This window comes from uncultured Sphingomonas sp. (genome assembly GCF_964244265.1).
Classification (GTDB): domain Bacteria; phylum Pseudomonadota; class Alphaproteobacteria; order Sphingomonadales; family Sphingomonadaceae; genus Sphingomonas.
The window spans coordinates 34875-45860 of the sequence record NZ_CAXTHV010000030.1; the positions used below are offsets into that span (position 1 = coordinate 34875).

General features: G+C 65.1%; 11 protein-coding genes. 8 read left to right on the forward strand and 3 right to left on the reverse strand.

Annotation, left to right across the window (positions count from 1 at the left end):
- Positions 1-94 precede the first annotated feature (94 nt).
- The 6 genes from ACFE7K_RS12525 (at position 95) to ACFE7K_RS12550 (ending at position 6039) form a co-directional block, all read left to right on the forward strand.
- Positions 95-1237 carry an FAD-dependent monooxygenase gene (locus ACFE7K_RS12525; RefSeq protein WP_375398529.1) on the forward strand — a complete coding sequence of 381 codons (1143 nt, stop codon included), beginning with the start codon at positions 95-97 and terminating at the stop codon, positions 1235-1237.
- Between the two features lie 193 nt (positions 1238-1430).
- Positions 1431-3680, forward strand: coding sequence for a TonB-dependent receptor (locus tag ACFE7K_RS12530; RefSeq protein ID WP_375398530.1), 2250 nt, complete (start codon positions 1431-1433; stop codon positions 3678-3680).
- A 59-nt stretch (positions 3681-3739) separates the two neighbouring features.
- Complete coding sequence (locus ACFE7K_RS12535) at positions 3740-3895, forward strand: hypothetical protein (protein WP_375398531.1); 156 nt, start codon at positions 3740-3742, stop codon at positions 3893-3895.
- 97 nt (positions 3896-3992) lie between these two features.
- The gene (gene epsC, locus ACFE7K_RS12540) at positions 3993-4976 is read left to right on the forward strand and encodes a serine O-acetyltransferase EpsC (protein WP_375398532.1); all 984 of its coding nucleotides are present in this window, start codon (positions 3993-3995) and stop codon (positions 4974-4976) included.
- Between the two features lie 29 nt (positions 4977-5005).
- The gene (locus ACFE7K_RS12545; RefSeq protein ID WP_375398533.1) at positions 5006-5761 is read left to right on the forward strand and encodes a gamma-glutamyl-gamma-aminobutyrate hydrolase family protein; all 756 of its coding nucleotides are present in this window, start codon (positions 5006-5008) and stop codon (positions 5759-5761) included.
- Positions 5758-6039 (forward strand): hypothetical protein, encoded by a 282-nt coding sequence (locus ACFE7K_RS12550; RefSeq protein ID WP_375398534.1) that lies wholly within the window; start codon positions 5758-5760, stop codon positions 6037-6039. The genes ACFE7K_RS12545 and ACFE7K_RS12550 overlap by 4 nt, the downstream gene beginning before the upstream one ends.
- A 139-nt stretch (positions 6040-6178) precedes the next feature.
- Here ACFE7K_RS12550 and ACFE7K_RS12555 read toward each other — a convergent pair whose 3' ends face one another.
- Positions 6179-7528, reverse strand: coding sequence for an FAD/NAD(P)-binding protein (locus tag ACFE7K_RS12555; RefSeq protein WP_375398539.1), 1350 nt, complete (start codon positions 7526-7528; stop codon positions 6179-6181).
- A gap of 284 nt (positions 7529-7812) precedes the next feature.
- Between ACFE7K_RS12555 and ACFE7K_RS12560 the strand changes: the two genes are divergently transcribed.
- Both ACFE7K_RS12560 and ACFE7K_RS12565 read left to right on the forward strand, forming a co-directional pair.
- Positions 7813-8694 (forward strand): fatty acid desaturase, encoded by an 882-nt coding sequence (locus tag ACFE7K_RS12560; RefSeq protein WP_375398535.1) that lies wholly within the window; start codon positions 7813-7815, stop codon positions 8692-8694.
- The gene (locus tag ACFE7K_RS12565) at positions 8675-9514 is read left to right on the forward strand and encodes a phosphate/phosphite/phosphonate ABC transporter substrate-binding protein (RefSeq protein WP_375398536.1); all 840 of its coding nucleotides are present in this window, start codon (positions 8675-8677) and stop codon (positions 9512-9514) included. Before ACFE7K_RS12560 ends, ACFE7K_RS12565 begins: the two co-directional genes overlap by 20 nt.
- 36 nt (positions 9515-9550) lie before the next feature.
- Here the strand turns inward: ACFE7K_RS12565 and ACFE7K_RS12570 are convergent, their stop codons facing one another.
- Positions 9551-9718, reverse strand: coding sequence for a hypothetical protein (locus ACFE7K_RS12570; protein WP_375398537.1), 168 nt, complete (start codon positions 9716-9718; stop codon positions 9551-9553).
- Positions 9719-9796: 78 nt separating this feature from the next.
- Positions 9797-10986 (reverse strand): hypothetical protein (locus tag ACFE7K_RS12575; protein WP_375398538.1); only part of this gene is annotated, 1190 nt, incomplete at its 5' end.

Sequence of the window (10986 nt, forward strand, 5' to 3'; positions counted from 1 at the left end):
CCAGTCGAACTTGAAAACCAGCTTGCCAAACTTCCACGCCAGCGTCAATATATCGACTAGCGTGACGAAATACTCGCAGGCTCGGGGAGCAGGAATGGCGCGAATCGCGGTGGTTGGTGGCGGACCGGCGGGGCTGCTGTTCGCCAAGCTGGCAAAGCAGGCCGACCCGGCACATCGCATCGACGTGTTCGAGCAGAACCCGTCGGACGCCACCTACGGCTTCGGCGTCGTGCTTGCCGACGTCGCGCTCGACATCCTCGCCGCCGTCGATCCCGGGCTGAAGACCGCGATCAGCGCCATTGCCGAGTTCCAGGACCGCATCACGCTCGTCCACAAGGGCGTGCCGATCGCGCTGAAGGGCAACGGCTTCATGGGCATCAGCCGCGTCCGGCTGTTGCAGGCGATGCAGCGGAACGCGCTCGACGCCGGCGTATCGATCCAGTTCGAACGGCGGGTGACCGATCCGGCGGCGCTCGGCGACTATGACCTGATCGTGGGCGCCGATGGGGTGAACAGCGCGATCCGCGACGCGCTCAACACGCATTTCCAGGCCGTGAAGGAGCCGCGCCGCAACAAATGGGTGTGGTACGCCACGCCCAAGCGGCTCGATTCGGTCGGGCTGATCTTCCAGTCGACACCGCACGGCACCTTCATCGCGCACAGCTATCGCTTCTCCCCGGAGCTTGGCACCTTCGTGATCGAATGCAGCCCCGAGACCTGGGCGTCGGCGGGGCTGGACGCGGCGAGCGAGGAGGACAGCCGGGCCTTTTGCGCCCGTGTGTTCGAGCCTTTCCTGGAGGGCGCGCCGCTGGTCGGCAACCGCTCGGGCTGGTTCAACCCGGAATTCGTGACCAGCCGCCACTGGCACCACGATAACGTCGTGCTGATCGGCGATGCGCTGAAGACGGTGCACCCGTCGATCGGGTCGGGCACGCGGGTCGGGATGCAGGACGCGATCGCACTGGCCGAGGCGCTGGCGGCATGCGGCGGCGACATTCCGCTGACGCTGGCGACCTTCGAACGGAACCGGCGCTCCGGCGCGGACGAGTTCCAGGACGCCGCGATGAAGAGCATCCTCTGGTACGAGACGGTGGACGAGCGGATGGACCTCGATCCGCCTGCTTTTGCGTACAATTACATGAAGCGGACCGGCCGCGTCAGCGATGCGCGGTTGAGAAGGATTGATCCTGAGTTCGCCGCTCTAGCTGAGAGGCACGAACTGCTTGCCGCTATCTAGGCCGTGCAGGAATTCAGCGCAGTGTCGCTGGATTACGGCGCCGCTTCAGCATCACGTTAGTAATGCCCTCATTTCGTATGAGTCATGCACTGATCTACACGAGTGAGAAAGGACGCGCATACGTCAGGTTGGAGCACAATGCTCGATCTAATATTGGGGAGGAACAATGATGAGTTCGCGCAAATTCGGACTTATGGCCGCCGCATCGGCAATCACTTTAGCCACATCTGCCCTGCTTCCCGCACGCGCCGCTGCGCAGGACAGCGTCGCTACGCAGCCGAGTGCAAGGGAGCAGCAGGTTCAGACCCCGCCCCCTCCCCCACCCGCGACGGCACCGGAAGTATCGTCCGCCGATGCAGGGCTCGGAGACATTGTCGTGACCGCGCAGCGCCGGTCGGAAAACCTGCAAAAAGTCCCGATCGTGATCACCGCGGTGAGCGGCGCCCAGCTCACCAGCGCCGGCGTTACCAGCCTGGCGACCCTGACCACGGTCGCACCGGGCTATAATTCGCGCAACGTTTCGGGGGCCTTCCAGCCTTATCTGCGGGGTATCGGCACGTCGAGCAATGTCGTCGAGAACCCTGTCGCGCTCTATATCGACGGCGTCTATATCCCGCAGCAGCGCGAGGGCCTCCGGGAATTGCCCGACGTCGATCAGATCGCCGTGCTCAAGGGGCCGCAAGGCACATTGTTCGGTCGCAACGCAACCGGCGGCGTCATCCAGATCACGACGCGCACGCCCTCGTCGACGCCCGAGTTCGAAGCGCGCGCCGGCATCGACAATTACGCGACGCTGCGAGTCGGCGCCTTCCTGTCGGGAGGCCTCTCCGACGGCCTCGCCGCCAGCTTCTCGATCGATTACGCCCATCAGGGCGACGGCTATGGGACCAACCTCACCACCGGTAACGACACGTTCAAGCTCCAGCGCTCGCTCTCGGTGCGCGGGAAGCTCCGGTGGGACGTGGGCGCGAACACCAACGTCACGATCATCGGCGACTATATGAACCGCCGCGAACGCGCGTTCACCTTCGTGCCCTATGGAGGCACGACGCTGATCCTGCCCGTGGGCGCATTGCCCAGCAAGTTCGACACCTACTCACCGATCGATCCCTATACGGCGTTCAAGGGCGGCGGGGCGAGCGTCGAGATCGATCACGATTTCGACTTTGCAAAGCTCGTTTCGATCACGTCGTATCGCACGGGATCGTCCAGCTATCTGTTCGACGACGCCCCGGTCGGCATTCCGGTATTCTACGTCCGTGTCGATCCGGGCAATCAGCCCAATCGGGATTTCACGCAGGAAATCCAGCTAGTCTCCCGGAACAGTGATCGCTTCACCTGGACCGCCGGGATATTCTATTATCATAATCGTCTGTCCAATCAGATTCAGCGAAACTTCTTCGCCCCGTTCTACCGCGCGACGGTGGCGCCGCCCACGGTCAATCGCCAGACGGATACGTTCGCCGCCGAAACCACGGAGTCCATTGCGCCCTTCGGCCAGGTTGGGATTGAATTCCTCAAGGGCACCAAGTTCACGGTGGGCGCCAGGTGGACGTACGAGAAACGGGAGTTGCGCGACGGCTTGATCCGCAGCACCCGCTATAACGGAACGGTGATCAACGCACCGTTCACCCCACCGGCGCTGACCATCAAGAAGCCGACCTGGCGTTTCGCGCTCGATCATCAATTCGGTCCGGACGTGCTCGGCTATATTTCCTACAATCGCGGTATCAAGAGCGGCGGATTCAACATCTTGAATCCATCCAATCCGTCCTATCTGCCGGAACGGCTCGACGCCTATGAAGCGGGGCTGAAAACAGAACTTTTCGACCGGCGTCTGCGCTTCAATGTCGGCGGATTCTATTATAATTACAGCAACCTCCAGATCACGCAGTTCGTCGGCATCACGCAGAGCATCGTGAACGGCGCCCGGGCCGAGCTATATGGCGTGGATGTCGACTTCAACGCCCGCCTGACATCCGAACTCAGCCTGTCGGGCGGTCTCGAGCTGCTTCACGCACAGTTCACCAACTACAGGAACGCGGTCGGGAGCATTCCGCGGGCCGACGGCGGCGCAACGCTGATAGCGATCGACGCATCGGGCAGGCGCATTCCCCAGGCGCAAAACTTCGTCGCATCGCTTTCCGGCGATTATGAGCGCGCATTTGGCTTCGGCACGCTGCATCTCAACGTCACCGGGTCCTACAATGGAGATTATTTTATCGAAGCAGACAATTTCCTCCGGCAACCTGATTATGGCCTTCTCAGCAGCTCGCTGGCATGGACGTCCCCGGACAAGCGCTACACAATCTCGATTTGGGGACGGAACCTGCTCGATGAACGCATCATCTTCAATGCATCGAGCCAGGCGATCGGCTACCCGACATCCTATGGTCAGGCTCCCCGCACGTTCGGACTGACGGCAAAGATCAACTTGCGATAAAGAGAATCCGTCGCTTGCCACTCATTGGCGTTGCTTAATCAAAACACCTCTCGACGATCGTGGCCGCCGGCAGCCCGGCGTCCTCGATCGCGCGCTTCCACATCCGGCTTATCTCGGAAAGGGGGCGCGGTGCGGCTCTCACGGCTGAAACACCGGGTGCGATTCCCGTAGGCAGCAATATCGCCATCATGGTGGAACCCACGGTGCTGTGGTGACCAGAAATATTATCCGCAAAGGGCTGCTTAGCTCGGCCGAAGCATTTCTATCAATTCACACCATGATGATGGGATATGCTCGTGGCCGGAGGCAGAGATGACCACGCATCAGTCGGAGATCAACCGCGACGCTGGGGACGTCCGCGCAGGAACATATTCGGTAAGCGACGCGCTTGCCGAGCTGCGCACGGCGCGCGATGACTGGCGGACGCGGCAGGGGCAGTCGGGTGACGCGGCCAGCTTTCCATCACGGCGCGCGCTGGAGCAGGTCGTCGCCTTGCTGGCCGCGGCGCTCTATCCGCGCCGGCTGGGGCAATTCCGGGGCATGCCCGCCGAGGAAGACGGCTTTGTCGCCGCCAAGCTGCTCGCCGCGCTGACCGACCTCGAACGCGAGATCGGCCATGAGCTTGATTATTGGCAACGCGAGGCCGGACCCTTCGATCCGGATCAGGCCGCGACCATGATACGGCTGTTCACGACGACGTTGAGCGACATCAGACGGCTGGTGGACAGCGATGTCGAGGCAGCGTTCCTCGGCGATCCGGCGGCACGCAGCGTTGACGAGATCCTGGTATGCTATCCGGGGGCGGTCGCCAGCCTGCATCACCGCATCGCGCACGAACTGCACGATCTCGGCGCGCCGATCATCGCGCGGCTGATCTCCGAAATCGCCAACGAGCGCACGGGTATCGACATCCACCCGGGCGCGACGATCGGCGAGCGCTTCTTCATCGACCACGGCACCGGGGTGGTGATCGGCGAAACGGCGATCGTGGGCGCGCGCGTGCGGCTGTACCAGCACGTCACGCTTGGCGCGCGCAGCCCGGTCGGCGCGACGCACGATGACGTGCGCGAACGCCATGCGCGCCACCCGATCGTCGGCGACGACGTGGTGATCTATGCCGGCGCGACGATCCTCGGCCGCGTCACGATCGGCGCGCGATCGACCATCGGCGGCAATGTCTGGCTGTTGTCGGACGTGCCCGAGGACAGCGTCCTGGTCCAGCCCGAGGCGCTGCGGCTCGATCGCGAGGCGGGCCTGAACCTGCGCGACGTGTTGCTGCGGGCGGCCTCGGCGTGAATGCGGTACGCCCGCCGGAGCGCGCGCCCGTGCGTTCCCCTGCCCGTCCCATTGTCGGCGTCCTGTGCTGCAACGAGGCAGTGGGGCGTCCGGTTCAGGCGGTCGCGACGCGGTTCGTGGCCCCCTTGTCGCGCTTTTCGGATGCGACGGTGGTGCTCGTTCCCGCAGTCGTCGATGCGGTCGATATCGCCGCGCTTGCGGCAATGCTCGATGGTCTGCTGCTCACCGGATCGCGCTCCAACGTCGCGCCGCAGCGATATGGCGGGGCGCCGCTCCCCGCCGGCCAGGATACCGACCCGGAGCGTGACGAGGTCGCGCTCGCGCTCGCCGGGCGGATGATCGAGGCGGGCAAGCCGGTGTTCGGCATCTGTCGCGGCCTTCAGGAAATCAACGTGCTGTTCGGCGGTACTCTTTCTGCCGACGCATGCCGGGACCGGCATCATCGCGGATCGTGGGACGGCTGTTTCGATGATCTGTTCGGGCATCGCCACGATGTCGAACTGAACGACGGCGGGCTGCTGTCCCGCGCGACGGGGCGGCGGCGCATGTCGGTCAATTCGGTGCACACTCAGGGCATCGACCGGCTCGGCGCCGGCCTGTCGATCGAGGCGGTCGCTCCCGATGACGGACTGGTCGAGGCAATCCGGGCGCATCCCTGCGGGGCCGATGTGCTGGCGGTGCAATGGCATCCCGAGTGGGACGTCGAGCGCTCGGCCGAGAGCCGCGCCTTTTTCGCCCTGCTGGGCGGTTCGCTCCGCGCGTCGACTTCCCTGGCGATGCGATGATCTGGTTCACCCATGAAGAAGGAATACGCATGAAGAAGATCAAACTGGCATTGCCCGCACTGACCGCAGCGCTGCTGATAACCTCGGCCTGCGCGAAGACCGACGATGCGGCGAACAACGTCGCGGTCAGCGACGTTACGACGAACGACATCGTGGCCAACGACATAGGGGCGAACGACACGAGCGGACTGGACGGCAATCTCACCGGCACCGAACCGCTGGTCGAAAACGACACTGCGCCGGAGAACACGTCCGGCGCGCTCGACAACGGCCAGTAAAGCTTTCCCGCCGACGGCGGGGACGAGACACGCATGGTAAGCTCCCAGGCGTAAACTCCGGCTCGGCGGCCTGGCTGCCGGGCCCTTTTTCGATAGCGGTGAAACGCGGGACCTGATCGCGCGATGGGTTGCTCACGCGCTACAAGCCTTCCGCTACCCAATCGGCGTTGGCAAACCGCCGCGCCAGCGTCCAGGCCTGGGTGCGGATGTCCGGCACGGCGACGATTTCCCAAAAGGCCCCCCGCGTCATCGGACCGAGCGCGAACAACCGGTCGCTGGCGCGTCCTTCGGCGCCGATCGTGCGCATCTGCGCATCCACGTCGATGCCGAGCCGCCCCGCGTCAGGACGGATGGTCCCACGCTCGACCAACCTGCGCAGAACCAGCTCGTTCGCGCGGCCCAGATCACCCTGCGGCCCGGTACAGTTGATGATCCGCTGAACAACGAGAGTCCGCCAGTTTTCACGGCCGCGCGGACGCCAGGCCAGCGCTACGCCGTCAGGACGCTCCACCGCGGCGCCGGTCTTGCCGGCGACGATCCGAAGCCGGCCGCTCGCCTGAAGCGCGGCGATCCGTTCCGCCACTTGGGGGGCGAGCCGGTGGCGGTGAATGTCCCACCAGGGCCGCAGATGCCGGATGAAGCGGGCGCGCTCCTGCGCGGACGCAGCCCGCCACATATCCTGCGTGAACGGCCGCAATTCGTCGATCACGCTGCGCCATCCGATCACCTCGCTTCGTGTCCGCAGGCGCCGCACCAGATCGGAGAGGGTCGTCACCGGACGGTCCCGGATGGAAATCCAAGGCGCGCCCGGCCCGGTATGCGCATGCGGCAACAAGCCGCGCCGCGACAGGGCGATCATCCGCCCCGCAAACCCCTTGGCGTCAAGCAGCAGCGCGACATCCACCATGGTCAGCCCCGTACCCAGGATCAGCACGATGTCCTCCGGGCCGAGCCCATCGGTCGCACCAGGGTCCCAGCAATTGCCGGCATAGCGTTCCGCCGGAAGAATGTCGGCATCGACCCCGTCAGGAGCGTGCGGGGGTAGATTGCCGACCGCCAAGATGGCGGCATCGGCGTCGACCTGGCTATTGTCCGCCAGCAGGACACGCACGCCTTCTTCCTCGACCACATCGACCACTTCACCCCTGACCACGGTGAGACGCCCCGGCGAGTCGGCTGTTGCACGGTCGAGCAGCGAGCGGAGATAGTCGCCATAGATCAGCCGGGGCACGAAGGCTTGCGCCGCCGCGCCCATTCCCTGCTCGTCCAGCCAGCGCACGAAATGATCCGGATCGTCGGGAAAGGCACTCATGTTCGACGCCCGCACGTTCAGCAGATGGGCGGGATGCGCCGCGCCATAGGCAAGCCCAGTTCCAGCGTCGGCTTGACGGTCGATCAGGGTCGCGCGCGGTCCGTCATGACGGACGAGGTTGATCGCCGCGAGCGAACCGGAAAACCCCGCGCCGACGATCGCCACATGCTCGATCAAGCAGGCCCCCTTGCGGCAACGGGCATGGCCGGCACAACCCTGGTGTCCCGTTCGGCTGTGCGATCCCGGGGATCGGCGGCGCTTGCCATGGCCATCATGTTCCTTCGTCCGATCCCTCACGCACCGACCAGCAACGGCGCCGTGGCGAGCCATTTCTGCCGCTCGTCGCCCTTCCCTAGGCCTGCCGCAAATCGCGGAAAAGCCCAGCTTATCGCCTCGATAGATTTGCGGCCGTTCAATTCCCATCATTTCAATAGATATATTGATGCTGCGGGAGAAGGCCAATGTCGCTGAAGCCTGGAGAGATGCCGACGCTCCTCGTGGCGGCGGCGATCTATGGCGGCTGGCTTGCGGCCACCTTCTGGCACGCCGCGATCCCTGGTCCGCTGCTGGCGGTGATCGGCGCGTGGCTGATCGCCTGGCACGGCTCGCTCCAGCACGAGACGATCCACGGCCACCCTTGCCGCTCGCGGTTGCTCAACACGGTGATTGGCTTCCCGCCGCTTTCGCTCTGGCTGCCTTATGCGATCTATCGGCGAAGCCACCTTGCGCATCATCTTAGTCCTTCGGTCACCGATCCGGCGCTGGATCCCGAATCGCGCTATATCGCGCGCGCTTCCGGGATCGCCGCAGTCGCCGCGCGGGCGCAGGCCAGCTTGGTCGGACGGCTGCTGCTGGGGCCGCCGATCGCGATCGTGTCGTTCCTGGTGGACGAGCTAAGGCGGGCAGGCCGCGCGCCGCGCGCGCTGGCACGCGACTGGCTGCCGCATCTCGCGGCGATGGCCCTGATCTTCGGGTGGCTTGAATGGAGGCATTTCGGGCTGGGCCGCTATCTTATGCTGTTCGTCTATCCCGGCATGGCGCTGACCCTGCTGCGCTCGTTCGCCGAACACCGGGCGGACTTTTGCGTGGCGGGACGGGCGGCGACGGTCGAGCGCGGGGGCCTGCTCGGCCTGCTTTATCTAAACAACAACCTGCACGCCGCCCACCATGACCGGCCCGACCTCGCCTGGTATCGCTTGCCGGCCTATCACCGTGACCATCAGGCGCGGCTGACCGGCGATGGCGAGCGGGCCTATCGCGGCTATGGCGAGATCGTCCGGCGGTTTGCCTTGCGCCGCCACCACGTTCTCGTCCATCCCGCTCATGAGGGCGGCAGGGCATGACGGGCCGGGCGTGAGGAAAGGGGTTGCCTCGCTCGGGATGTACGATCATCCGGCACAGCAGTCCGCGAACGACCGGCTATGGACGGAAATGGCGCGCCATCTGGTCGCGCATGGCATCGCTGCACCAGCCGCACTCGATCGGTCGCGCGCCGTCGAGGCGATCTGGCGCGACCCGCATCTGCTGTTCGGGCAGACCTGCGGATATCCCCTGGTGAGCGACCCCGGGCTTGCGCTGCGGGTGATCGGCATACCCGTCTATGAGGCGCCCGACTGCGCCGATGGCCGGCATGTGAGCCATATCGTGACCCGGCGTGACGATCGCGAAGTGGACCTGGCGGCGTATCGCGGACGCCGCGCGGCGATCAACGCACGCCATTCGAACACCGGCCACAATTTGTTGCGCGCCGCTGTCGCCCCGCTCGCCAAGGACGGCCGGTTCTTCGACGCGGTCGTCGAGACGGGGTCGCACCGTGCCAGCATCGACGCGGTCAATTGCGGCGAGGCCGACGTCGCGGCGATCGACGCGGTCACCCACGCCGCGCTCCACCGCTTCGAGCCCGACGCCATAGCGGAGCTTCGCGTCCTGTCCGTCACGGCCGGCTCCGCCGCGCCGCCCTTCGTCACCGCGCGATCGACCAGTGTCGAGACGGTCGCGGCGCTGCGCAGCGCGCTCGCCGCGGTGATTGCCGATCCCGCGCTCGCCGATGCGCGTAGGGCACTTTTTCTCGCCGACGTCATTCCGGGCGGGGCGGAACGTTTCGCACAGCTTCGCGCACTTGAGATCGAGGCGATCGCCGCCGGCTATCCCCTGCTCCAGTAGATCTCAGCCCAGCAGGGGTCGAGTGCTTCGCGATCGTCAATCAGCATGTCTATCCGGTCGCTCGGCGGGCCGCGATGGATCGCGGAAGCCGGTGGTGGGATCGTCGTCCGGCGGGATGGACGGCCGCTGGTCGCCACGCAGGCAAAGCCGCGCCGCGACCAGCAGGATGGCCAGGAAAAGCAGGAACAGGCCGGCCCCGGACATTCGCCGCGGCTCAGGACGGCGAGCCGGCAGCCGGGCAGGTCGCCCGCCCGACGCCAAGAGGCTGAAGGACGTTCGCCATCAGGCCGCCGCCTTCGTAGCGCGCGCCGCGCGGTCCCTGTTGCGTACCCGACGCATCGGAAGCTGTCGGCAATTCTTCTTGAAATAGACGATCTCGAGCAGGGTCGGCCAGATTTCCAGCGCCGACCGGATCAGCCCGACCTCGTCGTCGACCAGCCGGCTTACGTTCTGCTGAAAGAAATCGGGCTCGAAATCATAGAAGGTGCGCGACAGGTTGACCGCGAAATGACCGAGCGCCTCGCGGCGTTCCGCGGTCCGGGCGGCCGCCACCGCGGCGAGCACGCGGGCGTGCAGCGCCCGGGCGGAATCGAGCATCTCCTCGGTATCCTGAAGCGTGACCGCGCCGTCATAGTCGAAGGCGATGGAGAGTTCGTCGGTCTTGCGCAGGCTCTCGCGGAACTTGCGCTTCAGCAGGCCGCAGATCGCCTCGTTGAATACCTCCGAGGGCAGCGGATTGCGCATATAGTTGTTCTTGATGTGGGTCTGCGCCGAATCGACGTGCGCCGCCGCGATGTTCGGCTGCTGGATCCACAGCCGGTAGACATAATCCTCGAACCTGAGGCGCGTCGGAAAGAAGGGCGGCAGCCCGGTACTGTTGTCGTAACCGGCGACACCGCAATCCATCCGCCAGTTCTTGTTGGTGACGCAGGGCCGGAAGTTCACGAGCACATAGGTCTCGTTCAACGCCTCGACGTCGAGTTCCTCCTCGTCGTCGAGGAACATGTCGACATAGTCGACCGCGTCGATGTCATTCGTCCCGGTGCGGAACGTCTGCGCCATCTTGACGACCGCGCTCCGCGCGACCCGCCCGCTCTCGATGAACAGCGAATTCTCGCGGGCGAGACCCAGCGAGGTGTTCGATTCCAAGTCCATCGCGCTGTCGCGAAGCAGATCGCCACGGGCATAGTTCGCCGGTGCCTCCGCAACCGTCCGGCCGAGGATGTCGCGGAACGACTGGAGGATGTCGTAGGACTTGCGCGTGTGGCCGTTGGCACCGCGCGGGATCAGCTTTCCCCGGCTGATCTCGTGCTCGCCCAACGTCTCCGGACTGTCCTCGATCAGCGCATAAGGCCGCATGTCGTCGTCGGCGCTGACCATGAGATCGCCGAGCGTGTACATGAGCGTAAAGTTGCGGTTGCCGCCATAGCTCGGCCGGAACAGATTGCGGACGAGCACGTCGAGCTTGCGGT

Coding starts and splice junctions, on each gene's coding strand:
- ACFE7K_RS12525 (WP_375398529.1), top strand. CDS start 95: ATGGCGCGAATCGCGGTGGTTGGTGGCGGACCGGCGGGGCTGCTGTTC.
- ACFE7K_RS12530 (WP_375398530.1), top strand. CDS start 1,431: ATGGCCGCCGCATCGGCAATCACTTTAGCCACATCTGCCCTGCTTCCC.
- epsC (WP_375398532.1), top strand. CDS start 3,993: ATGACCACGCATCAGTCGGAGATCAACCGCGACGCTGGGGACGTCCGC.
- ACFE7K_RS12550 (WP_375398534.1), top strand. CDS start 5,758: ATGATCTGGTTCACCCATGAAGAAGGAATACGCATGAAGAAGATCAAA.
- ACFE7K_RS12560 (WP_375398535.1), top strand. CDS start 7,813: ATGTCGCTGAAGCCTGGAGAGATGCCGACGCTCCTCGTGGCGGCGGCG.
- ACFE7K_RS12565 (WP_375398536.1), top strand. CDS start 8,675: ATGAGGGCGGCAGGGCATGACGGGCCGGGCGTGAGGAAAGGGGTTGCC.
- ACFE7K_RS12570 (WP_375398537.1), bottom strand. CDS start 9,718: ATGTCCGGGGCCGGCCTGTTCCTGCTTTTCCTGGCCATCCTGCTGGTC.